We start from the raw sequence: 26943 nt of genomic DNA, 5'->3' as shown, positions 1-26943 counted from the left end.
AACCCCCTTGAAGACGACGAGGTAGATAGGGCAGAGGTGGAAGTGTGGTAACACATGGAGCTGACTGTTACTAATCGGGTGAGGGCTTGACCAAGAAACGCAGGTTAAGAATTGATTCAAAGAGTTTGATTAACAATCAACAAGCATGTATGTAGTTTTTAAGGTACAAACCTTAAATTAAGTATTCCTCCTTAGCTCAGTCGGTAGAGCATGCGGCTGTTAACCGCAGTGTCGTTGGTTCGAGTCCAACAGGGGGAGCATGGTGCCATAGCCAAGTGGTAAGGCAAAGGTCTGCAACACCTCTATCCCCGGTTCAAATCCGGGTGGCACCTCTTAGAAAGCTCTGGAAAGATGAATTTCCAGGGCTTATTTTTTCTATAAAAATGTACTTGCTGAAGGCCGTGAAGACAGACTTCTGGAAGATCGGACAGCATCAGGAAAGGATGCTGTCCGATAGATCAGGATTTTTTTTCTGTAAGCAGGATCCTTTTACGGTTATAAACCAGATGAAGGTACATGGCATCCTGGGCACGCAAAGCGTCATGCTCTGCAATGGCATCTGCGATTTCACGATGTGTCTCAATTGTTTCTTCGTGTAGAGCACCACTGGTTGATTCGACAAATAATGGAATAGAGCTGTTAATTACGGGAATCAGCCGCGGAACAACAACATTTTTGCTACTCAGCGCGATCGCTGTATGAAATTCAATGTCCTTCTGGGTATGATCCACATGTTTTTTTAATAATGCTTCAACCTCATCACAAAGTGTGGTGATTTTTTTTATATCTTTTTTATTGGCACGGGTGGCAGCCATTGCTGCAATAGAGGGTTCAAGCAGAAAACGGACTTCAAGAAGGTCATGGATCAGCTTCTGCTTGTTGCCGATAAAGGTTAATCCCAGCGGATCCTCCACCATTCCCGGAGATGATGCGATATAGGTTCCGGATCCCTGACGGATCGTCACGATATTTCTGGAAGCAAGAAGCTTCATTGCCTCGCGGACAGAGCTTCTTCCGGCATTCAGACGTTCGGACAGAACCGTTTCATTAGGCAGCTTGTCTCCAGGCTGCAGATTTTCCTTTAAAATAAATGCGATGATGTCTTCCGATAATTTTTGCGGAAGACTTTTTTCTTCTGATGACGAAATCATCATATGAGTTTCTCCATTTCTATTCGTTATTTCTTTTTATATTTTCCTTATATCTATAATAATTCCTTTAAACTATAATGTCAAAACGACAAAATGTACAAAAAATAATACGATAATTTAGATAAAATTACCGTATTGCGTTTTTGCAAGAATGAATATATTATAAATACATCAGATGAATTGAAACGAAAACAAAGAAAATCAGCACAATTCAAAAGAAAAAACAACAGAAAGGTCAGATGTATTTAACGAAAAGTAAAACATCGGATGAATTAAGGAGGCAAAAGCAGAAAAAATGGAAGAAACAACATTTACAGCAGATCCAATGAGATTGATGCTTGCTGCGGCAGTGGGAATTGTGATCCTGCTGGTGCTGATCATCAAATTTAAACTACATCCGGTTCTGTCAATGATGATTTCAGCGATCATCATCGGTGCAGGTGCCGGAATGCCACTGGAAATGATCGCAGACACAGTAGAAAAAGGTGTTGGAAAGACATTACAGGGAATCGCACTTCTGGTAGGACTGGGTTCCATGTTCGGCGGAATACTGGAAGTGAGCGGAGGCGCTCAGAGAATAGCGGAAACACTGATCGACAAATTCGGTCAGAAAAAAGCCGGATGGGCATTGGGACTTACCGGACTGGTGATCGGTACAACCGTATTTTTTGAAGCAGGTGTTGTAGTACTGATCCCACTGGTATTCAGTGTTGCAAAGCAGACAAAAAAATCCACACTGTATTATGCAATCCCACTTCTTTCAGGTCTTGCCAGCGGATATGCTTTTGTACCGCCTTCTGCGGGATCTGTACTGGTTGCTAATGCACTTGGCGTAAACCTGGGAACTATGATCATGGTTGGAGTTCCAACTGCACTGATCTGTATGCTGGTTTCAGGAATTATCTGGGGAAATCTGGTTGGAAACAAAATTTTCACTGAACTTCCGGCCAATGTGGAAGAGATCAAAGATGATGGAAAAGAGTTGCCGCCATTTGGTCTGGTGCTTGGCGTGATACTAATCCCGCTTGTTCTGATCCTTCTCAGTACTGTATCTAAATACATGCCAATTCCGGCAAGAATACAGAGTTTTCTCGGATTTATCGGAAAACCGTTTCTGGCACTGACTATCGCAACGCTTGCAGCAATGTATTTTCTTGGAATCCGTCGTGGCTTTACCGGTGCACAGTTAAAGAAAATACTGGATCATTCACTGAGACCGGTTGGAATGATCCTTCTGGTCATCGCCAGCGGCGGAGTGATCCGATGGATGCTTCAGGATTCCGGCCTTGGAAATATTATCGGACCGGCCTTGGAAAAAAGCGGTCTTCCGCTGATCCTGATCGCGTTTCTGATCGCAATTCTGGTAAGGGCATCTGTAGGAAGCTCCATTGTGGCAATGACCATGGCATCAGGAATCATGGCGACTATGCCGGCAGTAATGGATACAAGCATGCTTTACAGAGCTGCTATGTGCTGTGCGATCTGCGGTGGTGCAACTGCACTGAGTCATGTAAATGATGCCGGATTCTGGCTGGTAAGTACTTTCCTTGAGATTGACGAAAAAACGACATTAAAATCCTGGACGATCATGGAAACACTGATCGGTGTTACAGCACTTGTTGTAGGCTTTGTTATTTCAATTTTTGCATAGGAGGCAGAGCGTAATGATAAAGATACCGGTTTATTTAAGAGACATGTATGATGCAAAGCATCTTGTACAGGCTGCATCCGGCTGCCGGAAGGATGTGGAACTGATCTGCGGAAGATATATCGTAGATGCAAAGTCCATGCTGGGAGTATTCAGCCTTCCTACATTTAATAATGTGGAAATCGGAGCAGAAGAAGAGGATGTAAAGGAACTTAGAGAAAAGCTGGAAAATCTGAATCTGATCAGAGAATAGGAAATGGAGGAAAAAATCATGAAGTTAGTAAGTCAGGAAATGAGAAATCTTGCACCGGAGCTTGATCCGCTGCGCCTTGGAACAGGATGGAAAAAAGAAGATCTGGGAAAGGTTCAGGTCATGGTGGAAAGCACTTATGGTGACAGCCATCCGGGAAGCGGACACCTGAACATCCTTGTGGAAGAAGTTCGTAAAGGAATCGCAGAAGAAGGTGGTTTTGGTGCACGCTATAACTGTACCGATATCTGCGATGGTGAAAGCCAGGGAACAGACGGAATCAACTACAGCCTGGCAAGCCGTGAAATGATCGCAAACATGATCGAGATCCATGCAAATGCAACACCATTTGATGCCGGTGTATATCTTTCAAGCTGTGACAAGGGTGTACCGGGAAATCTGATCGGACTTGCAAGAGTAAATATCCCTTCCGTATTTGTTCCGGGCGGAACCATGAATGCGGGACCTGAGATGCTGACCCTTGAGCAGCTGGGAATGTACAGTGCAAAGTTTGAGCGTGGAGAGATCGACGAAGAGAAGCTTGACTGGGCAAAATGCAATGCCTGCCCAAGCTGTGGAGCCTGCTCCTTTATCGGAACAGCTTCAACAATGCAGATCATGGCAGAGGCACTTGGACTTACACTTCCTGGTACAGCTCTGATGCCGTCAACAAGCCCGGATCTTCTTGCTTTCGCAAGAGAGGCAGGAAGACAGGCAGTAAGAATCGCACAGATGGAAAATATGCGTCCTTCTGATATCGTAACTATGGACAGCTTTGAGAATGCGATCCTTGTACACGCTGCAATCTCCGGAAGTACAAACTGTCTGCTTCACATTCCGGCGATCGCACATGAGTTTGGAATTGAGATTACAGGTGATACCTTTGACAGACTGCACAGAAATGCAAGATATCTTCTGGATGTACGTCCTGCAGGACGCTGGCCTGCTGAGTGCTTCTATTATGCAGGTGGTGTACCGGCGATCATGGAGGAGATCAAGGAACATCTCCATCTGGATGTGATGACAGTTACAGGAAAGACTCTCGGAGAAAACCTTGAGGAGCTGAAGAACAACGGATTTTATGAGAAATGCGACAAATGGCTTATGGAATTTAACAAACGCTACAACGTAAGCCTTACAAAGGAAGATATCATCCGTCCATATGACAAGGCAATCGGAACCGACGGAAGTATCGCAGTTCTTCGTGGAAACCTTGCACCTGAGGGTGCTGTGATCAAGCACACCGCATGCCCGAAGGAAATGTTTAAATCCGTTCTCCGTGCAAGACCGTTCGACAGTGAAGAGGAGTGTCTGGATGCAGTTCTGAAGCATAAGGTCCAGAAAGGTGATGCAGTATTCATCCGTTACGAGGGACCAAAGGGAAGCGGAATGCCCGAGATGTTCTACACATCTGAGGCGATCAGCAGTGACAAAGAGCTTGGAAAGAGCATCGCACTGATCACAGATGGACGTTTTTCCGGAGCATCTACAGGCCCTGTTATCGGACATTGCAGCCCTGAGGCTGTTGACGGTGGCCCAATCGCACTTGTTGAGGAAGGCGACCTTATTGAGATCGACGTTATGGAAAGAAAGCTGAACATCATCGGAATCGCAGGCGAAAGAAAGTCCATGGAAGAGATCGACCAGATCCTTGCCGAGAGACGCAAAAACTGGAAGCCAAGAGAATCAAAATACAAAAAAGGCGTGCTGAGACTTTTCAGTGAGCATGCTGCAAGCCCAATGAAGGGAGCCTATCTGGAGTATTGATCATGAAACATAAATTTATTACTCTCGGCGAGATCATGCTGCGTCTGACACCGCCGGATTATGAAAAAATCAGAACAGCAACAACCTTTGAGGCAAGATACGGGGGAAGCGAGGCGAATGTAGCCCTTTCCCTGGCAAATCTTGGAATAGATGCTTCGTTTTTTACGGTAGTTCCGGACAACAGTCTTGGAAAAAGTTCTGTACGTATGATGAGAAGCAATGATGTGAACTGTGACAGTGTGGTTTATTCCACAGCGGAAGAAACTCCGACACACCGTCTTGGAACCTATTATCTGGAGACCGGCTACGGGATCCGCCCCAGCAAGGTAGTTTACGACAGAAAACACAGCGCTTTTTCCGAGTATGATTTCAGCAAAACAGATGTAAAAAAAATGCTGGAAGGATATACATGGCTGCATCTGAGCGGAATTACACCTGCTCTTGGAACAAAATGCAGGGATCTGATCTTAAACTGCCTGAAGGCAGCAAAAGAAATGAACATGACCGTAAGCTTTGACGGAAATTTCAGAAGTACGCTGTGGACCTGGGAAGAGGCCAGAGATTTCTGTACACTTTGTCTTCCATATGTAAATGTCCTTTTCGGAATCGAGCCGTACCATATCTGGAAAAATGAAGAAGACCACAGTGCAGGGGATGTAAAGGATGGAATCCCGTTTCAGCCGGATTTTGAACAGCAGGAAAAAGTGTTCCGGGCATTTGCGGACAGATATCCGAATATAAAATGCATTGCAAGACATGTCCGTTTTGCACATAGCTGCAGTGAAAACAGTCTTATGGCGTATCTCTGGTTAAACGGAAAGACATACGAAAGCAAGCGTCTGACTTTCCATATCCTTGATCGTGTCGGTGGCGGAGATGCATTTGTAAGCGGAATCATCTATGGTCTTATGAATGAGTATACACCGGAAGATACCGTGAATTTCGGTGTTGCAGCCAGTGCCGTGAAGCATACGATCCATGGTGATGGAAACATTACCGATGATGTATCTATGATCAGACATGTGATGGAAATGAACTTTGATATAAAAAGATAAATAGGAAGGGAAATTCAGATGAAAGAGATAGCAGAAAAATTTCAGAAATTTGGTGTGGTTCCGGTTGTAGTGCTGGAAGATACAAAGGATGCAGTACCGCTGGCAAAGGCTCTGGTTGAGGGCGGCCTTCCATGTGCGGAGGTGACATTCCGTACAGAAGCAGCAGAAGAGTCTATCCGTCTCATGGCAGAGCAGTTCCCGGAAATGCTTGTGGGAGCAGGTACAGTGCTTACAACAGAACAGGTAGATGCGGCTGTTGGCGCCGGAGCAAAATTTATCGTAAGCCCGGGCTTTGATCCTGAGATCGTAGATTACTGCCTGGAAAAAGAAATTCCTGTTTTCCCGGGATGTATCACACCGTCAGAGGTTGCACAGGCAGTGAAAAGAGGACTTAAGATAGTTAAATTTTTCCCGGCAGAACCGGCAGGCGGAATTTCAATGATCAAGGCTATGGCAGCTCCTTATACAGGAATCCGTTTTATGCCTACAGGCGGGATCAATGCGAAAAACCTTGAGGAATATCTTTCCTGTGACAAAATCCTCTGCTGCGGCGGAAGCTGGATGGTAAAAGGAGATCTTGTGAAGGCAGGAGAATTTGACAAAATAAAAGAGCTGACAGCAGAAGCAAAAAATCTCGCTGATTCCATAAGAAAGTAATCAAACTTAATACACATATTCAATAAAAAAAGCAGAACCCTGCACAACCAGGCAGAGTTCTGCTTTTTTGTCAATTATTGTGAAAATAGATTAATGAAGCAGGATCCGCAGAAGATTTTTCCAGATCAGCTTCAGCTGCAGGATCCGCAGAAGGTTTCCGAAGATCCATTCGGTAAAGATAAAAGATCCCACCGAAGAAGCCGGGAATCAGTCCGGCGTATCCACCGGCACATAAGATCACAGTCAGCTTCACCATCAGTTCTGTCTGAAGTTCCAGACAAACAAGTAATCCTGCAAGAATTCCGGCTACACTCCATCCAGCTGTCAAAAGTGCAAGAAAAACAGCTGGCGCAGGGGCCTTTTTTAAATTTTGATCTAAGTGATTCCACAGTACTTTATACATAATCCATTCCTCCTGTTTTGCTGGAATTATACTTCTGCTGTTGTCAGCAACAGTCAGCCATAATATTGATTTCCTTTATCTGTCTGTATTATAGAAAAGAAATGTAAAATACAAATGCGCAGGAATGAAAAATCTTTGTAAAATATAAGTAGAAATTGCATTTTGAATTAAGAACCGATATACTTATAAATATAGTTATTGATAATATTCGATCACAGCCGAAAACATTTTTCTACAGCTGTGATACGTGAGTGAGAGAATTAAAAGGGGGCAGATAAAAGCCCCCTGAAATCATATAGAGAGTAGAGAGGAGGGGTGGAAATGGAGCATACGGAAGAATATGTGAAGCTGGAGAATGTATCCAAAATCTATGGCTCAAAAGAAGTGAAGATCATAGCTGTGGATGAGATCAGCTTTCAGATAAAAAAAGGCGAATTTGTGGTTGTGGTAGGCCCCAGTGGTGCCGGAAAGACAACGGTATTGAATATTCTGGGAGGAATGGATAAGGCTACGTCCGGTAATGTCTGGATCGATGGGAAAAACATTGCAAAATACACGGATCGGCAGCTGACCGGATATCGGCGTGAGGATATCGGCTTTGTGTTCCAGTTTTATAATCTGGTGCCTAATCTGACGGCACTGGAGAATGTGGAACTGGCTCTTCAGATCTGTAAAAATCCTCTGGATGCCAGGACAGTTCTGGAGGAGGTAGGGCTGAAAGAGAGGCTGACCAACTTTCCGGCACAGCTTTCCGGCGGGGAACAGCAGAGAGTTTCCATAGCCAGGGCCCTGGCGAAGAATCCCAAGCTTCTGCTCTGTGATGAGCCCACAGGAGCTCTGGATTATCAGACCGGTAAGGCAATCCTGAAACTTCTGCAGGATACCTGTAGGGAGCGGGGCATGACCGTTATTGTCATCACCCACAACTCTGCACTGACACCTATGGCGGATCGTGTGATTAAAATTAAAAACGGCAAGGTTTCGAAGATGACCGAAAATGCACATCCCACACCTGTGGAAGAGATTGAATGGTAGGTGACGGAATGAAAGCATTACACAAAGATTTCTGGATGGAGATCCGAAAAAGTAAAGTACGTTTTATCTCGATCTTTCTGATCGTGGCACTGGGCGTTGCGTTTTTTTCCGGGATCCAGGCCTCTTCTCCGGATATGAGATATTCCGGAGATGCCTATTATGAAGCTGCAAAGCTGATGGATCTGAAGATCCAGGGAACACTGGGACTCACTCAGAATGATGTAGAAGCGGTATCGGACATTGACGGTGTGGAGATGGCTGAAGGTGGTTATTCTACGGATGTTATGAGTGGAGAGGATGATGCCAGGAAGGTTCTTCATCTGGAATCCATCAGCAGCAATTTTAACCTGCTTACAGCAGATGAAGGAAGGATACCGGAAAAAAGCGGCGAGATCTTTCTGGACAAGCCATTTGCAAAGAACCAGGGCTATAAAGTCGGTGACACCATATCCGTCAGTGAGGATGGAGACAGTGAACTTCTGAAAAAGACAACCTATACAGTTGTGGGAATCGGAAGCAGCCCTCTTTATATTTCATTTAACAGAGGAAATACGACTCTTGGATCCGGTGAGATCAGCGGCTTCGGATACATTCTTCCGGAGGATTTTGATCAGGAGGCTTTTACCCAGATCTATATTATGGTACATGAATCCGGGGATGTGATCAGCTATACCGATGCCTACGACAATCTTATCGAAAAGATACGGAAGCGTGTGGAAGGTATCGAAAAAGAACAGTGCAGCCTGCGCTACGATGAGGTCGTCGCAGAAGCCAATGAAAAGCTGGATGACGCCAGAAAAGAGCTTGAGGACGGAAAGAAGGAATCAGAAGAAAAGCTCAGTGATGCGAAGAAAAAGCTGGACGATGGACAGAAAGAGTATGACGATGGAAAAAAAGAGTACGAAGATGGAAAACAGCAGCTTAGTGATGCAAAAAAGGAGCTGACCGATGGAAAACAGCAGCTTGCTGACGGCAGGCAGCAGATCGCAGATGGATGGTCTCAGCTTAACAGCGCAAAACAGCAGGTGGAAGACGGTCTGTCCCAGTTAAATTCTGCCAGATCCCAGCTTGCCGACTCCGAGGCACAGATAAATGAGAAGCAGTCAGAGCTGACTGCCGGATACGAACAGCTAAATGCCGCAAAACAGCAGTTAAGTGACGGTGAGGCTCAGATCAGGGAAGCGGAGGAAACGCTGGAAAGCAAACAGGCTGAGCTTGACAGCGGAAGGGAACAGCTGGAAGCTGGAAAGAATACGATCAAAGAAACAAAGGCAACTCTTACCAGTCAGAAAGAACAGTGTGAGGCAGGACTTGCACAGGTTTCCGAGGGCGAAACTCAGATCAGTTCCAGTGAAGAAGCTCTTTCCGGGCAGCAGGCACAGCTGGATGAACTGACCAGCCAGAAAGAGGCATTAAGCAGTCAGGCGGCGGAACTGCAGGCGCAGTATGATGCCGGTGCGGAAGAAGGAAAAACTGAGGAAGAGCTGGCGGAGCTTTCCATGCAGATCCAGACATTAAATGGCCAGATCAGTGCAATGGAAGAACAGATAAATGCCGGTCAGGCACAGATCGACGAGGCGCAGTCAGAGCTTACAGCGAAAAAATCAGAGTTGGCTCAGACCCGGGCTGAACTGGAAAGCAGCCTCAGTCAGATCAATGAGGGCTTCAGTCAGATCGAAGAGCAGGAAGAGACACTTTTCGGGACAGAGGCGCAGCTGAACGCAGGCCAGGAAGAACTGGACAAAGGAAAGAAAGAGCTGGAGGCAAAGAAAACAGAGCTTTCAGCGGCAAAAGAAGAAATTACGGCAAACCAGGCAACTCTGGATGACGGCCAGAGCCAGCTGGATTCAGCCAGAGCCCAGCTTAGCTCCGGGCAGCAGCAGCTGGAGGAAAAGCAGGCACAGTTAAATGCAGGCCAGGCAGAGATCCAGGCAAATACGGAAAAGCTTACCAGCAGTCAGGCTGAACTGGATGCAAGTGAACAGAAGCTTCTGGATGGTGAAAAAGAGATCCGGGAAAACGAACAAAAATTAAAAGATGCAAAAAAAGATCTGGAGGACGCAAAAAAGAAGCTTTCCGATGGAAAGAAAGAATATCAGGATGGCAAAAAAGAGGCCGATGATAAAATTGCGGAAGCCCAGCAGAAGATCGATGATGCCCAGAAAGAGGTAGATGATATTGAAACACCGGAGTGGATCATCACAGATCGCAATGACCTTCCGGAATACTCGGATTTTGGTGATAACGCAGAGCGGCTGAAAAACATCGGAAAGGTTTTCCCAATGATATTTTTCCTGGTGGCGGCGCTGATCAGTCTTACCACGATGACACGAATGGTGGAGGAGCAGCGAACCCAGATCGGAACCATGAAGGCGCTGGGCTACGGAAAAGCAGCCATTGCATCCAAGTATCTCAGCTATGCATTCCTGGCTACAGTAGGCGGAAGTATCGTAGGAGTACTTTTTGGAGAAAAGGTTTTTCCGTTTATCATTATCCAGGCCTACGGGATCATGTACTGGAATATCGGTGATTACATGCAACTGGATTATGAGATGAGCTATGCACTGATCGCTTCCGGAGCAGCAGTGATCTGTACTATGGGTGCAACACTTTTTTCCTGCGTAAAGACTCTGGCAGAGACACCGGCATCCCTGATGCGGCCGCCTGCACCGAAAGAAGGAAAACGGATCCTTATTGAGCGGATCGGCTTTATATGGAAGCATCTGAGCTTTTCCTGGAAATCGTCCATGCGAAATCTTTTCCGTTATAAGAAACGTCTTTTTATGACCATTTTCGGAATTGCAGGAAGCATGGGACTGATGCTTGTAGGATTCGGACTTTATGACTCCATTATGGATATTGCGATTCTTCAGTATGATCAGATCCAGCATTACGATGCCATGGTGATCAATGATGAGGATGCCACAGACAGCCAGGAAAGGGATCTTCTGAAATTCCTGGATGGAAACAGCGAAATCGACCACTATACCCGCGTGCAGCTTACCAAGATGACGGCACCGAAAGAAAAGGGAAATGTCAGTGTTTATGTGTATGTTCCGGAAAATCTGGAAAACTTCAAAGAGGATGTTACCCTGCGGGATCGAAAATCCCATGAGCAGTATGAGCTTACCGATGACGGAGCGGTGATCTGTGAAAAAACGGCTTCTCTTATGGGAGTGAAGGCAGGAGACGAGATCACACTGGAGAAAGACAACAGGAAGTATAAGGTGAAGATCACTGCTGTTACGGAGAACTATATGGGACATTACGTTTACATGACCCCATCCTGCTACGAAAAAACATTCGGAGAGAAACCGGAGTATTCAAGTACAGTATACACCATGAAAGAAGACGCCAAGAGTGATCTGGAAACTCTGGGAAATGAAATCCTGAAATATCCGGCAGCTTTAAGTATCAGCTACACAAGCAGTACAGCTGGTCAGGTAGAGCGAATGCTTGGATCCCTGGGAACCGTAATCTGGGTTCTGATCATTTCCGCCGGAATGCTGGCATTTGTGGTACTGTATAATCTGAACAACATCAATATCACAGAGCGTCAGAGAGAGCTTGCAACATTGAAGGTCTTGGGATTTTATGATGGCGAGGTTTCCCAGTATGTATTCCGGGAAAATATCCTTCTGTCCATCATAGGAATCCTGGTAGGTGCAGTGTTCGGAATCTTCCTTCACCGGTATGTGATCACAACCGTTGAGGTAGATGCGGTAATGTTCGGACGAAATATCAAGACACCAAGCTTTATCTACAGCGGCATTATCACCTTTGGATTTTCCATGTTTGTAAATATGGTAATGCATTTCAAACTGAAAAAGATCGATATGGTAGAGTCACTGAAGAGCGTAGAATAAAAATACGGAAATGAGAAGAAGGCCTGCATACAGGGAAATATGTGAAATCCCTGGAAATGCAGGCCTCCGTCTTGACAAAAAAAGAAAATTTCATTATAGTAGGAACATGGTAAAGGCGTTGAATAAGAGGAGTATGCAGGAATACGCTGACAGAGAGAAATGCACGGACGCAGAAGGAGCGCAGGCTGGAAGGCATTTTCAGATGGAAGACTGCAGAAGGTAGTTTAGGAGCCGGGAGACTGAAGGCAGAAGTGTAGAACAGACACAGAAGCTGCTGCGTAGGTTTTCACGTACCCCGCGTTAAGGGACAAGAGATAGACGGGAACAGTAGATAAGATATTTTTCCCGGATAATGAAGGTGGTACCGCGAGAATGATCGCCCTTCGCACAGGAGTTGTTAGCTTTGGTGTGGAGGGCGTGTTTTTTCTTGCAGAAAACAGGAGCGCTTTAAAGCTCCCATAATCAGAAAGAGCTGCCGAAAAAGACAGCTTGATCCCAAGAAAGATTCAGGAGGAAAACATGAGCAAAGAACTTGCAAAGACTTATGATCCCAAGGGTATTGAGGATCGTCTGTACAAAAAATGGATGGACAACGGATACTTCCATGCAAAAGTAAATCCGGACAAAAAACCTTTCACAATCGTAATGCCGCCGCCCAATGTAACCGGACAGCTGCATATGGGCCATGCACTGGATGAGACCATGCAGGATATCCTGATCCGTTTCAAGAGAATGCAGGGCTACGAGGCTCTCTGGCAGCCGGGAACTGACCACGCAGCCATCGCTACAGAGGTTAAGGTAACAGAGAAACTTCGTAAAGAGGGAATCGACAAGAACGAGATTGGCCGTGACGAGTTTATGAAACATGCCTGGGCATGGAAAGAAGAGTACGGCGGAAAGATCATCAACCAGCTGAAAAAACTGGGTGCATCCGCAGACTGGGAGCGCGAGCGTTTTACCATGGATGAGGGCTGTTCCAAGGCTGTTCAGGAGGTATTTATCCGTCTCTATGAGAAAGGATATATTTACAAAGGTTCCAGGATCATCAACTGGTGTCCGGTATGCCAGACTTCTATTTCTGACGCGGAGGTTGTACATGAGGACCAGGACGGATTTTTCTGGCACATCAATTATCCGATCGTAGGTGAGGAAGGACGTTTCGTTGAGATCGCAACCACACGTCCGGAGACACTTCTCGGCGATACAGCAGTTGCTGTAAACCCGGAGGATGAAAGATATAAAGACCTTGTAGGAAAGATGCTGAAGCTTCCTCTTACAGACAGAGAGATCCCGGTTATTGCCGATGAGTATGTTGACAAGGAATTCGGAACAGGCTGCGTTAAGATCACACCGGCACACGACCCCAACGACTTTGAGGTTGGACGCCGTCATAACCTTGAGGAGATCAACATCTTAAATGATGATGCCACCATCAACAGCCTTGGCGGAAAATATGCAGGTATGGACCGTTACGAGGCACGTAAGGCCATGGTAGAAGACCTGAAAGAGCAGGGACTCCTTGTAAAAGTTGTTCCGCACAGTCACAACGTTGGTACCCATGATCGCTGCGGTACAACCGTAGAGCCAATGATCAAACCACAGTGGTTTGTAAAAATGGATGAAATGGCAAAAGCTGCTATCAAGACTCTGGACGACGGAAATCTTCAGTTTGTTCCGGCACGTTTTGACAAAACTTACCTGCATTGGCTGGAGAACATTCGTGACTGGTGTATTTCCCGTCAGCTCTGGTGGGGACACAGAATCCCGGCTTATTACTGCGATGAGTGCGGTGAGATGGTTGTTGCAAGAGAAATGCCTGAGAAGTGCCCGAAATGCGGATGCACACATATGCACCAGGATGAGGACACTCTGGATACCTGGTTCAGTTCCGCACTGTGGCCATTCTCCACGCTTGGATGGCCGGATAAGACACCGGAGCTTGAGTACTTCTATCCGACAGATGTTCTGGTAACCGGATATGATATCATCTTCTTCTGGGTTATCCGTATGGTATTTTCCGCACTGGAGCAGACCGGTGAGACTCCGTTCCACCATGTACTGATCCACGGCCTGGTACGTGACTCCCAAGGACGTAAGATGAGTAAATCCCTTGGAAACGGTATCGATCCGCTGGAAGTTATCGATAAATACGGTGCAGATGCACTTCGTCTGACTCTGATGACAGGTAATGCACCTGGAAATGACATGCGTTTCTACTGGGAGCGTGTAGAGTCCAGCCGTAACTTTGCAAATAAGATCTGGAATGCATCCCGTTTCATTATGATGAACCTGGAAGGAAAGACCGTAACAGAGCCGAAAGATCTGAACGCTCTTTGCAACGAGGATAAATGGATCCTTTCCAGACTTAACACCGTGATCCGCGATGTTACCGAGAACATGGATAAATATGAGCTTGGAATCGCTGTACAGAAAGTTTATGACTTCCTGTGGGATGAGCTCTGTGACTGGTATATCGAGATGGCCAAAGTAAGACTGTGGAAAGCAGAGGAGAACCCGGCAGCAGCAAACGATGCACTGTGGACACTTCGTACTGCACTGACACAGGGACTGAAGCTTCTTCATCCGTTCATGCCGTTTATCACAGAAGAGATCTACTGCACACTGCTTCCAGAGGAAGAGTCTATCATGATCTCTGACTGGCCGGTATACAAAGACGAGATGAACTTTGCAGATGCTGAGAAAGCAGTTGCAAGTTTCCAGGAAGTTGTACGTGGAATCCGTAACACCAGAAATGAGATGAACGTACCGCAGAACAGAAAGACAAATATCTACATCGTAGGCAAGGACGCAGAGAGCTGTGCACGTTTTGAGTCCTGCAAGAGATCCTTTACAAACCTTGCGTTTGCAAAAGAGATCCATGTGCAGCAGGATAAGAGCGGAATCGGCGAGGATGCGGTATCCATCGTTGTAGCAGACGGTGTGGTATATCTGCCGCTGGAAGACCTGATCGACCGTGAAAAAGAGATCGAGCGTCTCACAAAAGAGCAGGAGCGTCTTACAAAAGAGATCGCCCGCTGTGAGGGAATGCTGAACAACCCGAACTTTGTGAACAAGGCACCTGCAGCAAAGGTAGAGGCAGAGAATGAGAAACTTGAGAAATACAAAGAGATGAAAGAGAAAGTGAACCTGCAGTTAACACAGATGGTGAAATAACGAAGGAGTGTTTTAATGAAGTGGTGTAACTTTTTCAATAAGATTTCGCTGATACTTCAGGCTCTGGGATGTGCAGTCCTGTACTTTGTGATCGAGGCCATATGCAGGCACTCGTTCACAGAGGCATGGACCTACATGACCACAAAGCCGCTTGTATTTGCTTATAATACGGCGTTTATCTTTACGACTATGCTGCTTGTTTATCTCTTCCGAAAGAGAATTTTCTGGCGTATTTTTATTGGCAGCTTATGGCTGTTTCTGGGAATCGTAAACGGTGTTCTTCTTCTCAACCGTGTCACACCGTTTACAGGCCCGGATGTAAAGAACCTGACCGATGGCCTCAGCATTGCAAAGAAGTACCTGACACAGACCCAGATGACGATCGGTGCGGTACTTCTTGGCATTGCAGTTCTGATCCTTCTGATCATTCTGATAAAATCGCCGAAATACAGAGGCAAACTGAAATACAAGGTGAATATTCCGCTGGTTCTTGCTGGAATCCTTGCTTTTGGAGGAATCACACAGCTTGCTCTGGAAAAAAGAGTACTTTCCAATTATTTTGGAAACATTGCCATTGCTTATGAGGATTACGGATATCCTTACTGTCTGGCAACAACGATCTTCAATACCGGAATCAGTGCTCCAAGAGACTATTCCAAAAATGAGATCCAAAAGATCGAAAATTCCGAGGAGAACCTTCCGGAAACAAAAGACGGAAGCCATCCGAATATCCTGTTTTTACAGCTGGAGTCCTTTTTTGATCCCACACTGGTAAATTATCTGGATATTTCCGAGGACCCGATCCCGAATTTCCGGAAACTGATGGAAGAATATTCTTCCGGTTATTACAAGGTTCCGTCTGTAGGAGCCGGAACGGCCAATACAGAGTTTGAGTCCATTACCGGAATGAGCCTTCATTATTTTGGCCCGGGTGAATATCCTTATAAGAGTATTCTTAAGGAAACCACCTGTGAGAGTGCTCCGTATGTGCTGAAAAATCTGGGATATACCACACACGCCATACATAACAATGAGGCGAATTTCTATGGAAGAAGAAGCATTTTCCCGAATCTGGGATTTGATACCTTTACTTCCGCTGAGTATATGAAGGATGAGAATCAGAAGAACCCGCTGGGCTGGACCAAGGACAGCGTGCTTACTGATGAGATCATCAAATGTCTGGATTCCACAGAGGGCCCGGATTATGTATACACTATTTCCGTACAGGGACATGGGGATTATCCGTCTGAACCGGTACTGGAAAATCCGGAGATCACAGTTTCCGGTGCACCTACCGAGGAACTGAACAACAAGTGGGAGTACTACGTAAACCAGATTCATGAGATGGATAATTTTGTCAAAGAGCTGACAGATAAGCTCGCCGATTATCCGGAGGATGTGGTTCTGGTTATGTACGGTGACCATCTGCCGACCATGGGACTGACTGTGGAGGATGTGGATAACAAATATCTCTTCCAGACAGAGTATGTGATGTGGGATAATTTCGGACTTAAGAAAAAGAAAGAGAATCTTGCAGCATACCAGATGGCAGCAGAGGTTATGGACCGCGTGGGTATCCATGAGGGAAATATTTTCAAATATCATCAGGCAAGAAGAAACACCAAGAATTATCAGGTGGATCTGGAAACATTGCAGTATGACCTTCTCTATGGAAAACAGTATTCCTACGACGGAGAGAATCCTTTTGAGCGTACCAAGATGCGTATGGGAATCTATGATACCACACTGGATTCCATTCAGGTTGTGTCTGAGACGGACCATACCTATTATATTCAGGGAACCAACTTTACGCCGTCCAGCCAGGTGAAGATCAACGGAGAATGGTACGATACGGTTTACGTGAATCCGACCAAGCTGATCATTACCGGAAAAGAACTGGATGATTTTGACCGGATTTCGGTAGTGCAGCGAAGCAACAGTTCCACCAGAAAGGCCATGACCAAGAGCCATGACCGTGCTGTTTATGCACTGCTCTCTGACAGTAAGTGGAAACTTGACAGCGAAAAAAGCAGCACAGAAAACACATCCGATACAAAAAATGTCGGATAAAATATTACGATTAGGACTGGACATCTTCCACCACTATTATATAATGGTATCGTAACGGACAGGAGGGGAGAAATTTTTCTCCCCGAAAGTTCCTTACGAATACATTATAGATAAGTGATGGTTTTTTTTATGAATTACGAAGAAGCAGTTGCGTATATTGAAGACATACCAAGATTTACAACCAAGAACAGTCTGGACCATACCAGAGAATGTTTAAGAAGACTTGGAGATCCACAGAAGAAATTCCGTGTGATCCATGTAGCAGGAACAAACGGAAAGGGAAGTACCTGTGCGTTTATCACATCGGTCCTTCGGGAAGCAGGATATTCCTGTGGACTTTTTACATCTCCCCATCTGGTGGAGATCAATGAGCGATTTCAGATCAATGAGGAAGTGATTGATGACGATACCTTCCTTCGTGCCTTTGAGAAAGTAAAGACACTTTCCGATGAGCTGGTTGCGGAAGGAAGTTATCATCCGACCTATTTTGAGACACTTCTTCTGATGGGAATGGTGATCTTTGCAGAAGCCGGTGTAGATTATGTAACACTGGAGACAGGACTTGGCGGACGTCTGGATGCTACCACAGCAGTGGAGAATCCGGCGGCCTGTGTGATCACTTCCATAAGCCTCGACCATATGCAGTACCTTGGAAATACCGTTTCCGAGATCGCGGGAGAGAAGGCGGGGATCATGGTGCCGGGCGTTCCGGTGATCTACGATGGAAATGATCCGGATGCGGCGCGCGTGATGCGTGAGCATGCAGAAACCTTAGGATGTCCTTATTATGAGCTGAAGCGGGAAGATACCAGGATCCATGAAATTACAAAAGATGGAATTAAGTTTTCTCTGAAAGATGAGGCTTATGGAGATACCGTATTTGATATTCCTTTTATCGCACGTTATCAGGTTATGAATGCGGCCCTTGCGGTAAAAACCATTCAGGTTCTGGAAAATCAGATTCCGGTATCACTGGAAGCTCTGAAAGCCGGTATGGCCAAGACACGTTGGCAGGGCAGAATGGAGACCGTTCTCCCAGGTGTGATCGTGGATGGTGCACATAATGAAGACGGCGTGGAGAAGTTTGTGGAGACTGCGGAACATTTCCAGAAGGAATTTCCGCTGACCCTGCTGTTTTCCGCAGTGGACGACAAAGATTATACAGATATGATCCGTACGATCTGTACACGTATCCGTTTCCGCCATGTGATTGTCACACAGGTAGGAGGATACCGTAAAGTTCCGGTGGAAGAGCTTGCAGAAATCTTCCGTAAAGACGGAGTACCGGAAGTAGAAGCAGTGGAGGATGTTCCGACAGCGTTTGAACAGGCAGTTAAGGAAAAAGGCGAAGATGGCATGCTGTTCTGTGTGGGCTCCCTTTATCTGGTCGGGGAAATCAAGGCTGTGATCAGGAGGAAAAAATTATGATCGATTATGAAGAGGAACTGAAGAAATTTGAACCATGTCTGGATGTGGCAGATGTAGAAGGTGCAATCTATGACCGTGAGATCACAGATATCATGGATGTGCTTCAGGAGATGCTGCGGGAGGTCAAGAGCAACAGACGTGTAAGATAAGGAGACATGAATGAACTGCATAAACTGTGGAGCGTTCCTGACAGATACAGACCTGGATTACTGTCCGCACTGCGGAGCCAATGTGTTGATCCAGAAGAAAGTGGATTACCTTTCCAAGCTTTATTATAATCAGGGCCTGGAAAAAGCAAGTATCCGAGATCTGTCCGGGGCGATCAGCTGTCTGAAGCAGAGCCTTGCCTATGATAAACGAAATATCCGTGCGAGAAACCTTCTTGGCCTGGTGTATTTTGAGACCGGTGAGGTGGTTGCGGCACTGAGTGAATGGGTTATCAGCAAGAATATTCAGAAGAACCGAAATCTGGCTTCAGAATATATTGCCAAGCTTCAGGCAAATCAGAATAAACTGGATACAATCAATGAGAGCATAAAAAAATACAACAACGCGCTTGCCATGTGCAGAGAAGGGCATGAGGATATGGCGGCTATCCGCCTGAAAAAGATTCTTTCCCAGAATCCTAAGCTGATTAAGGGCTATCATCTTCTCGCATTGATTCAGATGAAGAATCAGGAGTGGAACAAGGCGAGAAGAACGCTGAAAAAAGCGGCCAGAATTGATAAAACCAATACAACTACCTTACGTTTCCTGCGGGAGGTAGATGAGCAGACCGGTGTTACCACAAAAATAGAAAAAAAACGGAAAGGTCTTTTCGGCAATGAGAAAGCAGAGAATGATAACATTTCCGGTGAGATTGTTGTAAGGCCGTCTTCTTATAAAGAACGGTCCAGAGTATCGCTGTTTTTTACCATGGTTCTGGGATTTGCGGCAGGTGCGGCGGCATTCTGGCTTCTGGTACTGCCAGCTGTGAAGCAGGATATTTACCGTGAGGCAAACCAGCAGATCATCCAGTACAGCGATTCCCTTTCCAGCCAGAGTGTAGAGCTTACCAAGGCGCAGGGGGAAGCTGCCGAGTCTAATGATACGGCCGATGCGGTTTCCAAGCAGGTGGAAGAAGAGAAGAAGAGAAGTCAGAGTTATGAGGCACTGTTTTCCGCTTATACAGCTATGCAGCAGGAAGACCTGGATACAGCAGCGCTTCAGATTCAGAATGTGTATGTGGATACGCTGTCTGATTCAGCAAAGGGTGTTTACAACACCATATGCGAGAGAACCGGAGTGAGCGGAATTTCGTCTTCTGACAGTACGGACAGTACCGGTGACAGTTCTACAGACAGCACCGGAAGTACAGATAACGCAGAGGGTGCGGATTCCACACAGAGTGCACAGGGGGATTCCGGAAATTATGATGATTCCGGAGATTACAGTGATGAGTACAGCAGTTACGATGAAAGCGGATACGATGACTCATCCTACAATGATGGATATACAGAATAAAACATACAGGGAAAAACCTCGGAGAAGGGGAATGTGCTTCGGTACATTCCCCTTTTTGTGTTTGCAAGAAAAGGTATAAAAATCGAAAAAAGGGGGAAGAATAAAATGGCAGCAGGGTTTGAAAGGTCGGGGACAGTTCTCACGGTACATCTTCCGACAGAACTGGATCATCCGGTTTCCGATGAGATTCGAAGAGAATCAGACCGTATTATTGGACATGAATATATAAAAAATATGATTTTTGACTTCTCAGAGACTGTTTTTATGGACAGTTCCGGCATTGGCCTTCTTATGGGACGGTACCGGGCATTGGGAATGAGAGGGAAATGTGTGCAGGTAATGAATGTAAACAGTCATATTGCAAAGCTTTTGCGTCTTTCCGGAGTCGGCAGATATATTGATATCTGCAAAACACAGGAAGCAGCAGAAGAACAGGAGGGTGTATATCATGGAAAACACAAATGAAATGACAATCATCTTTGACAGCAGGCCGACAAATGAAGCACTGGCCAGAGTGGCAGTGGCTTCATTCTGTACGCAGCTGAATCCTACGCTGGAGGAAGTTTCGGATCTGAAGACTGCAGTATCGGAAGCTGTGACAAACTGCATCATCCACGGGTATGAAGGAGAGGTACATAAGATTCAGGTAGATTGCCGGCTGAGCGGGCAGGAGCTTACTGTGGATGTGATTGATCATGGAGTGGGAATTGCGGATATCCAAAAAGCCATGGAACCCATGTTTACCACAAAACCGGACAAGGACCGTTCCGGTATGGGATTTACCTTCATGGAGGCATTTATGGATGAAGTTCTGGTGGAATCAGAAGTGGGACGTGGAACAACTGTGCACATGAAAAAGATCATCAGGAGGTAACTATGGATCGTACTCTTGCCCTCATCGGGCGTGCACACCAGGGGGATAAAGCGGCAAGAGATCTTTTGTTTGAGGAAAATACAGGGCTGATATACAGTGTGGCAAAGCGTTTTTTGGGACGTGGGGTGGAGATGGAGGATCTATTCCAGATCGGCAGCATCGGACTTCTGAAAGCTGTGGATAAGTTTGACATGTCCTATGATGTGAAATTTTCCACCTATGCAGTTCCCATGATCATCGGAGAGATCAAACGTTATCTCAGGGACGACGGGATACTGAAGGTAAGCCGTTCTCTGAAGGAAAATCACTACCGGATCTATCAGGTGAGAGAAGCACTGACGCGCCGGCTGGAGCGGGAACCTACGACGGGGGAAATGGCAGCGGAAATGGGAATTTCCATAGAAGAACTGGTAATGACTATGGAATCCGGTGCAGAGGTGGAATCTCTTCACAAAACGATCTATCAGGGTGAGGGAACGGAGATTTCTCTGATGGACAAGCTCCCGGAAAAAGAAAACCTGCAGGAAAAAGCGTTGAACCGGATTTTTCTGGAAGAAATGCTGGGGTCACTGGAAGCAAAGGAACGGAAACTCATTTATATGCGATATTTTCAGGATATGACCCAGACGGAGATCGCCCATGAGCTTGGCGTATCCCAGGTACAGGTATCCAGAATGGAAAAGAGGATCCTGCGCAGTCTGCAGGAATCCGTAGAGAAAAAATAAAAGGGAGCCATGAGAAATGCTGCTGTTTTCTCATGGCTCCCTTTTGTGGGCAGCAGGTTCGATCAGACTGCTGCTTTTTTATGAAAAAGTACATTTTTGTATTTGGAAAGTGCTCCAAGAAGGATCATACCGATCACACCGGCTGAGATAAATTCGCCGGCTCCTACTGTGAGCATCATAAACGGGATAGGAAGATTGATGCCGTATCCGTAACGAAGCACAAGAGGAACGATCACAATGTTGGAAACGATCGGCGGGATCGGGGCTGTCCATCTGCCTGTATTGCGAAGCTTGTAGGTAAAGAATGCACCGATGAGTGTGGCAATGCTTCCGAAAATGATATCAACCGGAATCGCACCGCCAAGAAGATTGGCGATGATACATCCCACGAATAGTCCCGGGATGGCAGCCGGTGTGAAGAACGGAAGCACAGTCAGCGCCTCGGAAAACCGGATCTGAACTTCACCGAAGCTAAGTGGTGCGAATACCAGTGTCAGGACAACATATACAGCTGCAATGGCAGCTCCCTGTACCAGAAAATGAGTACCTTTGTTTTTCATATTTTTTATTCTCCTTTAGTTTTGTTTTACGAGTGGAAGGTCACGAACACTCGGCACATTTATAGGCGGTGACCGCCTTGTAAGCCCTGTACGACCTTGGTTTTTTCGGGCTTTTGCAGCGAAACTGAGTATAGCATACGAGGCGTGGAAATGCAAGGTACGATCCTGACTATTTGATGACTCTGGCCTGTGTGGACAGCCCCTGGCTCTGAAGCAGGACCAGACAGAAGCAAAGGAAACAGGAACCTTATGGAAACAGGGGCTTTTTTCTTGACAGCTTTTTGTGATATTGATAAAATATATTTCAGTATATAGGTTAAAGGGGCATTGGTTTTGATCTAAATCAATGTCTCTTTATTTATGTATCACACACATTATACCAGGGAGGTAGAAAGATGTTAAAAGTATGGATCGTAGGTGCCAACGGACAGATCGGACGGGCACTGAATGATGTTCTGGATCCAATGCAGATCGAGACTCTGAACACAGACCTTGATGAGCTGGATATCACAGACACAGATGAAGTGATCAACTTCGGTTCCATTAACCGTCCGGATGTGATCATCAACTGCACCGGTATCACAGATACCGATGAGTGTGAGAAGAATCCGGAACATGCATACCGTGTCAATGCACTGGGAGCAAGGAACTTAAGTATCGTGGCAAGAAAATGCGGCGCAAAGATCGTACAGCTTTCCACAGATGATGTTTTCGACGGAAAGAGCAAAAAACCGTATACAGAGTTTGACGATACCAATCCGCTGACTGTTTACGGCCGTTCCAAGAGAGCAGGGGAGAACTATGTAAAAGAGTTCACACACAAACATTTCATTATCCGAAGTAACTGGGTATATGGAAAAGGCGGAAACAATTTTGTAAACCGTGTGCTGGAGACAGCGGAAAAAGGCCAGGCGCTTTCTGTTGCTTCTGACCAGTTCGGATCACCGACCAGTGCCAAAGATCTGGCAAGAATGATCCTGTATCTTATCGATACCAACGAATATGGAACTTATCACGTAACCTGCAGCGGTGTATGCAACCGTTATGAGTTTGCAACAGAGATCCTTCGCCTTGCAGGAAAGGAGATCGAACTGAGATCCGTGCCGACAGAGCAGTCAGATCTTTCTTCTGTCAGACCGCCTTATGCAGTCCTTGATAATTTTATCCTCCGTATCATTGAAGTGTATGACATGCCGGACTGGAAAGCATCACTGAAAGAATATATGGATGAAAGAACGGAGGACTAGGATGAAAGAGAAAAATATAAAAGAGAAAACACAGCAGAAAAAGAAAATGGGTCTTACCACGAAGATCTTTGTGGCGCTGATCGCAGGTGCGATACTGGGAATCATTCTCTGTTACCTGGTTCCGGACAGCAGCTTCAAGAAAGATGTGATCGTGGAAGGAATCCTTTATGTAATCGGACAGGGATTTATCCGTCTGATGAAAATGCTGGTTGTACCGCTGGTATTCTGTTCCCTTGTCTGCGGAAGTATGTCCATCGGTGATACCAAGAAGCTTGGAACCGTAGGTGTGAGAACACTGGTATTTTATCTGGCGACTACAGCTCTGGCTGTTTCTGTTGCCCTGACTGTAGGTAATCTGATCAATCCGGGTGTGGGACTGGATATGAGCTCTATTCAGTCCTCCGCTTCCTCTTTGGAGACTATGGAGGCTACATCTCTTACAGATACTATCCTGAACATCATCCCGGACAATCCCATCAATTCTCTGGCAAGCGGAACCATGCTTCAGGTTATCGTATTTGCCCTGATCGTGGGTGTGATCCTTGCGAAAATGGGAGAGCGCGCAGAGACAGTAGCGAACTTTTTCAGCCAGTTCAATGATATCATGATGGAGATGACCATGATGATCATGGCACTTGCACCGATCGGTGTATTCTGCCTTATCAGCAGAACCTTTGCAAACATCGGTTTCAGTGCATTTATCCCGCTGGCAAAATATATGATCGGTGTTCTCCTTGCACTGGCGATCCAGTGCTTCGGCGTATACCAGATTCTGCTGAAGGTCTTCACAGGACTGAATCCGATAAAATTCATCAAGAAATTTTTCCCGGTTATGGCATTTGCGTTCTCAACAGCTACATCCAATGCCACGATCCCGATGTCCATTGATACCCTGTCCAAGAAAGTAGGTGTTTCCAAGAAGATTTCTTCATTCACCATTCCTCTTGGAGCTACCATCAACATGGACGGTACCTCTATCATGCAGGGTGTTGCCGTAGTATTTGCGGCACAGGCTTTTGGTATCCACTTAAGTCCGATGGATTATGTGACAGTTATCGGAACTGCAACCCTTGCTTCCGTAGGAACTGCCGGTGTACCAAGTGTTGGTCTTGTTACCCTGACTATGGTATTTAACTCTGTAGGTCTTCCGGTTGAGGCCATTGGTCTGATCATGGGTATTGACCGTATCCTGGATATGACCAGAACAGCGGTTAACATTACCGGTGATGCAGTCTGCACAACCATCGTTGCACATCAGAACGGTGCGCTGGATAAAAAAGTATTTAACGAATCCAATTAGCATCCGGTTCAGGAAGAGATCCGCTCCTGTCGCGGATAATATAAAAATGAAAAACGGCTGTACATATCACATTAGAGCGGTATGTACGGCCGTTTTTTCATCGAAATTAAATATAGAGTAGGCATCCTGCGGGATGCCTATTCCTGTTCCAGAACCCCCATAACCGACGGCAGTTCCAGATGCTGGTAGGTATGGAGAATCTTTTCCAACTCAAAAATGGCAGAGGTGAGAAATTTGTTCTTGTGATAGACCAGTTTGAATTTTCGGTTCCATTCCCCGGCTTCGTTGTAGAAGACCCGGACTGAACGGTGGCGGATCTCCTGATGCATCAGGCGGATGGACATGACGGAGAGCATCTGGTTATACAGCACTGCGTTCATCAGAGCCTGGGGACTGTTGGCTTCCCAGGCAGTCCGGATCTTAAGGCCATGGCGAAGGGTATAATCCTCAAAAAGCTGCCTGGTACCGCTGCCATATTCACGGACCGCAAATTTCTGGTCATTCAGTTCCTGGACATGGATGCGGCCTCTGCGGTAAAAGGGATGTTTTTTTCCGGCGGCAAGGACCAGGCAGTCGTCGATGATGGGAAGAACGATAAGATCCGGAGAGTGGATCTCACCTTCTACCACAGCAGCGTCCAGTTCTGAGCGGAGAAGTTTCTGCTCGATGTTCTTGGTGTTGGTGACAAAAGAGTAAACATCCAGATCCGGAAATTTTTTCTGCAGATCCAGGATAATGGACGGTGTCAGGCAGGTTCCAACCGTGAGGGTGGAACCAAGCTTCAGGGTGGAAGACTGCCCCTGATTCTGCATCAGTTCCTCCAGCTGCTGAAACTGCCGGATCATTTCCCGGGCATGTGGAAGAAGCAGTTTTCCACGGTCTGTGAGATAAAGTTTTTTTCCGAGGCGTTCAAAGAGAAGACCATTGTAATGGTTTTCCAGTTCCCGGATGGCCTGGCTGACCGTTGGCTGGGAAATATAAAGATGTTTGGCAGCGGCACTCATGGAGCCCTGTTCTGCAACGGCGACAAAAACAGTGAGATGGCGGATAGTCATGTGGGATTCTCCTTTTACTTACGATTCGATATATATAGGAAAAACCTATCGTTTTCATAAAATAATATCATTTTTCAAATATATCTTCAAGTGGTATAGTAGGAAGTGCGTGAAAACGATTTCAGAATGTTGCCGGTCACGGAGTGAACAGTAATTTCAGAATCACAATCACAGGATACATGGCATAGGTACCGGGGGAAGAGTAACGAAATGCCAGCAGGATCAGGAGGAGGAAATATGTCAGCATTAACGGTAAGCAAAGACGAAGAAAAAAGACTGAAAGGTCAGGGATTTTTAAATAACAGGGGGACGGATGAATTTTCTGCACGGGTGATCACTGTAAACGGAAAGGTGACAGCGGCACAGCACAGATGTATGGCGGAAGCAGCAGAGAAATTCGGCAACGGAAATCTTACCTACACGACCAGGCTTTCCGTGGAGATCCAGGGAATCCCCTACGAAAAGATCGAAGAGTTTCAGGAATTTATTGCGAAGGAAGGTCTGGAGACAGGAGGAACAGGAGCAAAGGTCCGACCGGTAGTATCCTGCAAGGGAACCACCTGTCAGTATGGACTTCTGGATTCCTATGGGATCTCCGAGAAGATTTTTGAGAGATTCTATAAGGGTTATCGCCAGGTTGCACTGCCTCATAAATTTAAGATCGCAGTAGGCGGCTGCCCAAACAACTGTGTGAAGCCAAATCTGAACGATGTGGGAATCATCGGACAGAGAATTCCACACTTTGACAGCGAGGCCTGCAAGGGCTGCAAAAAATGTGCCATCGAAGCTGCATGTCCGAATAAAGTTGCGAAGGTCGTTGACGGGAAGCTGCACATCGATGAGGAGCTTTGCAGACACTGCGGAAGATGTGTGGGAAAATGCCCGTTCCACTCCATTCCGGACGGTACCTACGGATTCAAGATCTATATCGGTGGACGCTGGGGAAAGAAAATTTCTCATGGAAAGGCCCTGAACCGGATCTTTACGTCAGAGGAAGAGGCGCTTGATGTTATTGAGAAGGCAATCCTGCTTTTTAAGGACCGGGGATTAAAGGGAGAACGTTTTGCCGAGACTATAGAACGAATTGGATTCGAAAATGCAGAAAAACAATTATTGGAAAAAAATCTTCTGGAAAGAAAAATGGAAATTTTGTCCAAATAGAGATATAAAAAACT

Annotated in this window: 22 protein-coding genes, 2 tRNA genes and 1 rRNA gene; 21 read left to right on the top strand and 4 right to left on the bottom strand. The window is 46.1% G+C overall.

All coding sequences use genetic code 11. The features are described from left to right. From G5B06_RS18775 to G5B06_RS11100, 3 genes are all read left to right on the top strand, one after another. A 23S ribosomal RNA gene (locus G5B06_RS18775) occupies positions 1-94 on the top strand; the annotation flags it as partial. 91 nt (positions 95-185) lie between these two features. Beyond that, positions 186-258: transfer RNA gene (locus tag G5B06_RS11105), tRNA-Asn, on the top strand. Between the two features lie 3 nt (positions 259-261). Continuing rightward, a tRNA-Cys gene (locus G5B06_RS11100) sits at positions 262-332 on the top strand. A 126-nt stretch (positions 333-458) separates the two neighbouring features. Here the strand turns inward: G5B06_RS11100 and G5B06_RS11095 are convergent. After that, positions 459-1151 carry a FadR/GntR family transcriptional regulator gene (locus tag G5B06_RS11095; RefSeq protein WP_173772056.1) on the bottom strand — a complete coding sequence of 231 codons (693 nt, stop codon included), beginning with the start codon at positions 1149-1151 and terminating at the stop codon, positions 459-461. Between the two features lie 295 nt (positions 1152-1446). Between G5B06_RS11095 and G5B06_RS11090 the strand changes: the two genes are divergently transcribed. Genes G5B06_RS11090 through G5B06_RS11070 form a run of 5 tightly spaced genes read left to right on the top strand, consistent with a single transcriptional unit; the run spans position 1447 to position 6528 of the window. Then, entirely contained in the window at positions 1447-2802 is a 1356-nt protein-coding gene (locus tag G5B06_RS11090; RefSeq protein WP_148448915.1) for a GntP family permease, read from the top strand. Between the two features lie 13 nt (positions 2803-2815). Further along, entirely contained in the window at positions 2816-3052 is a 237-nt protein-coding gene (locus G5B06_RS11085) for an HPr family phosphocarrier protein (RefSeq protein WP_148448917.1), read from the top strand. A gap of 18 nt (positions 3053-3070) precedes the next feature. Continuing rightward, positions 3071-4816 (top strand): dihydroxy-acid dehydratase, encoded by a 1746-nt coding sequence (gene ilvD / locus G5B06_RS11080; RefSeq protein ID WP_173772054.1) that lies wholly within the window; start codon positions 3071-3073, stop codon positions 4814-4816. Between the two features lie 2 nt (positions 4817-4818). Beyond that, positions 4819-5871: a sugar kinase gene (locus G5B06_RS11075; protein WP_147603389.1), complete on the top strand. Its 1053-nt coding sequence runs from the start codon at positions 4819-4821 to the stop codon at positions 5869-5871. A gap of 18 nt (positions 5872-5889) precedes the next feature. Continuing rightward, complete coding sequence (locus tag G5B06_RS11070) at positions 5890-6528, top strand: bifunctional 4-hydroxy-2-oxoglutarate aldolase/2-dehydro-3-deoxy-phosphogluconate aldolase (RefSeq protein WP_173772052.1); 639 nt, start codon at positions 5890-5892, stop codon at positions 6526-6528. A gap of 70 nt (positions 6529-6598) precedes the next feature. Here G5B06_RS11070 and G5B06_RS11065 read toward each other — a convergent pair whose 3' ends face one another. Beyond that, complete coding sequence (locus G5B06_RS11065) at positions 6599-6931, bottom strand: hypothetical protein (RefSeq protein ID WP_148448923.1); 333 nt, start codon at positions 6929-6931, stop codon at positions 6599-6601. A 321-nt stretch (positions 6932-7252) separates the two neighbouring features. Here G5B06_RS11065 and G5B06_RS11060 point away from each other — a divergent pair, with 321 nt between their 5' ends. From G5B06_RS11060 to G5B06_RS11015, 10 genes are all read left to right on the top strand, one after another. Then, positions 7253-7966, top strand: coding sequence for an ABC transporter ATP-binding protein (locus tag G5B06_RS11060; protein WP_148448925.1), 714 nt, complete (start codon positions 7253-7255; stop codon positions 7964-7966). A gap of 8 nt (positions 7967-7974) precedes the next feature. Continuing rightward, the gene (locus G5B06_RS11055) at positions 7975-11832 is read left to right on the top strand and encodes an FtsX-like permease family protein (RefSeq protein ID WP_244094550.1); all 3858 of its coding nucleotides are present in this window, start codon (positions 7975-7977) and stop codon (positions 11830-11832) included. Between the two features lie 519 nt (positions 11833-12351). After that, positions 12352-15006, top strand: coding sequence for a valine--tRNA ligase (locus G5B06_RS11050; protein WP_173772049.1), 2655 nt, complete (start codon positions 12352-12354; stop codon positions 15004-15006). Positions 15007-15021: 15 nt separating this feature from the next. After that, entirely contained in the window at positions 15022-17076 is a 2055-nt protein-coding gene (locus G5B06_RS11045) for an LTA synthase family protein (RefSeq protein WP_148448930.1), read from the top strand. A 129-nt stretch (positions 17077-17205) separates the two neighbouring features. Next, positions 17206-18504 (top strand): bifunctional folylpolyglutamate synthase/dihydrofolate synthase, encoded by a 1299-nt coding sequence (locus tag G5B06_RS11040; protein ID WP_173772042.1) that lies wholly within the window; start codon positions 17206-17208, stop codon positions 18502-18504. Beyond that, positions 18501-18653, top strand: coding sequence for a hypothetical protein (locus G5B06_RS11035; protein WP_021977044.1), 153 nt, complete (start codon positions 18501-18503; stop codon positions 18651-18653). Before G5B06_RS11040 ends, G5B06_RS11035 begins: the two co-directional genes overlap by 4 nt. A gap of 10 nt (positions 18654-18663) precedes the next feature. Then, positions 18664-20007, top strand: coding sequence for a hypothetical protein (locus G5B06_RS11030; RefSeq protein ID WP_148448934.1), 1344 nt, complete (start codon positions 18664-18666; stop codon positions 20005-20007). Positions 20008-20112: 105 nt separating this feature from the next. After that, complete coding sequence (locus G5B06_RS11025; RefSeq protein WP_148447516.1) at positions 20113-20472, top strand: anti-sigma factor antagonist; 360 nt, start codon at positions 20113-20115, stop codon at positions 20470-20472. Next, positions 20456-20881, top strand: a complete 426-nt coding sequence (gene spoIIAB, locus G5B06_RS11020) for an anti-sigma F factor (protein ID WP_148447514.1) — start codon at positions 20456-20458, stop codon at positions 20879-20881. Before G5B06_RS11025 ends, spoIIAB begins: the two co-directional genes overlap by 17 nt. Before the next feature lie 2 nt (positions 20882-20883). Continuing rightward, the gene (locus G5B06_RS11015; RefSeq protein ID WP_148447512.1) at positions 20884-21606 is read left to right on the top strand and encodes a SigF/SigG family RNA polymerase sporulation sigma factor; all 723 of its coding nucleotides are present in this window, start codon (positions 20884-20886) and stop codon (positions 21604-21606) included. Positions 21607-21668: 62 nt separating this feature from the next. Here the strand turns inward: G5B06_RS11015 and G5B06_RS11010 are convergent, their stop codons facing one another. Next, positions 21669-22166, bottom strand: coding sequence for a QueT transporter family protein (locus G5B06_RS11010; RefSeq protein WP_173762673.1), 498 nt, complete (start codon positions 22164-22166; stop codon positions 21669-21671). Positions 22167-22561: 395 nt separating this feature from the next. On the opposite strand from G5B06_RS11010, the gene rfbD reads away from it, so the two are divergent. Together rfbD and G5B06_RS11000 are read left to right on the top strand one after the other, a co-directional pair. Continuing rightward, entirely contained in the window at positions 22562-23413 is an 852-nt protein-coding gene (gene rfbD / locus G5B06_RS11005) for a dTDP-4-dehydrorhamnose reductase (RefSeq protein WP_173762672.1), read from the top strand. Between the two features lies 1 nt (position 23414). Beyond that, complete coding sequence (locus tag G5B06_RS11000; protein ID WP_173772040.1) at positions 23415-24713, top strand: dicarboxylate/amino acid:cation symporter; 1299 nt, start codon at positions 23415-23417, stop codon at positions 24711-24713. A gap of 137 nt (positions 24714-24850) precedes the next feature. Here the strand turns inward: G5B06_RS11000 and G5B06_RS10995 are convergent, their stop codons facing one another. Next, positions 24851-25768, bottom strand: a complete 918-nt coding sequence (locus tag G5B06_RS10995; RefSeq protein WP_173762670.1) for a LysR family transcriptional regulator — start codon at positions 25766-25768, stop codon at positions 24851-24853. 237 nt (positions 25769-26005) lie between these two features. Here G5B06_RS10995 and G5B06_RS10990 point away from each other — a divergent pair, with 237 nt between their 5' ends. After that, positions 26006-26929 (top strand): 4Fe-4S binding protein, encoded by a 924-nt coding sequence (locus tag G5B06_RS10990; RefSeq protein WP_173762669.1) that lies wholly within the window; start codon positions 26006-26008, stop codon positions 26927-26929. Positions 26930-26943 lie beyond the last annotated feature (14 nt).

It is taken from the genome of Blautia luti (assembly GCF_013304735.1).
GTDB lineage: Bacteria > Bacillota > Clostridia > Lachnospirales > Lachnospiraceae > Blautia_A.
Note: the sequence above shows the minus strand (reverse complement) of the source record. Positions and strands in the feature narration are given on the sequence as shown.

Coding starts and splice junctions, on each gene's coding strand:
- ilvD (WP_173772054.1), top strand. CDS start 3,071: ATGAAGTTAGTAAGTCAGGAAATGAGAAATCTTGCACCGGAGCTTGAT.
- G5B06_RS11055 (WP_244094550.1), top strand. CDS start 7,975: ATGAAAGCATTACACAAAGATTTCTGGATGGAGATCCGAAAAAGTAAA.
- G5B06_RS11050 (WP_173772049.1), top strand. CDS start 12,352: ATGAGCAAAGAACTTGCAAAGACTTATGATCCCAAGGGTATTGAGGAT.
- G5B06_RS11000 (WP_173772040.1), top strand. CDS start 23,415: ATGAAAGAGAAAAATATAAAAGAGAAAACACAGCAGAAAAAGAAAATG.
- G5B06_RS11075 (WP_147603389.1), top strand. CDS start 4,819: ATGAAACATAAATTTATTACTCTCGGCGAGATCATGCTGCGTCTGACA.
- G5B06_RS11070 (WP_173772052.1), top strand. CDS start 5,890: ATGAAAGAGATAGCAGAAAAATTTCAGAAATTTGGTGTGGTTCCGGTT.
- G5B06_RS10995 (WP_173762670.1), bottom strand. CDS start 25,768: ATGACTATCCGCCATCTCACTGTTTTTGTCGCCGTTGCAGAACAGGGC.
- rfbD (WP_173762672.1), top strand. CDS start 22,562: ATGTTAAAAGTATGGATCGTAGGTGCCAACGGACAGATCGGACGGGCA.
- G5B06_RS11065 (WP_148448923.1), bottom strand. CDS start 6,931: ATGTATAAAGTACTGTGGAATCACTTAGATCAAAATTTAAAAAAGGCC.
- G5B06_RS11015 (WP_148447512.1), top strand. CDS start 20,884: ATGGATCGTACTCTTGCCCTCATCGGGCGTGCACACCAGGGGGATAAA.
- G5B06_RS11095 (WP_173772056.1), bottom strand. CDS start 1,151: ATGATTTCGTCATCAGAAGAAAAAAGTCTTCCGCAAAAATTATCGGAA.
- G5B06_RS11040 (WP_173772042.1), top strand. CDS start 17,206: ATGAATTACGAAGAAGCAGTTGCGTATATTGAAGACATACCAAGATTT.
- G5B06_RS11035 (WP_021977044.1), top strand. CDS start 18,501: ATGATCGATTATGAAGAGGAACTGAAGAAATTTGAACCATGTCTGGAT.
- G5B06_RS11090 (WP_148448915.1), top strand. CDS start 1,447: ATGGAAGAAACAACATTTACAGCAGATCCAATGAGATTGATGCTTGCT.
- G5B06_RS11060 (WP_148448925.1), top strand. CDS start 7,253: ATGGAGCATACGGAAGAATATGTGAAGCTGGAGAATGTATCCAAAATC.
- G5B06_RS11030 (WP_148448934.1), top strand. CDS start 18,664: ATGAACTGCATAAACTGTGGAGCGTTCCTGACAGATACAGACCTGGAT.
- spoIIAB (WP_148447514.1), top strand. CDS start 20,456: ATGGAAAACACAAATGAAATGACAATCATCTTTGACAGCAGGCCGACA.
- G5B06_RS11025 (WP_148447516.1), top strand. CDS start 20,113: ATGGCAGCAGGGTTTGAAAGGTCGGGGACAGTTCTCACGGTACATCTT.
- G5B06_RS11045 (WP_148448930.1), top strand. CDS start 15,022: ATGAAGTGGTGTAACTTTTTCAATAAGATTTCGCTGATACTTCAGGCT.
- G5B06_RS10990 (WP_173762669.1), top strand. CDS start 26,006: ATGTCAGCATTAACGGTAAGCAAAGACGAAGAAAAAAGACTGAAAGGT.
- G5B06_RS11085 (WP_148448917.1), top strand. CDS start 2,816: ATGATAAAGATACCGGTTTATTTAAGAGACATGTATGATGCAAAGCAT.
- G5B06_RS11010 (WP_173762673.1), bottom strand. CDS start 22,166: ATGAAAAACAAAGGTACTCATTTTCTGGTACAGGGAGCTGCCATTGCA.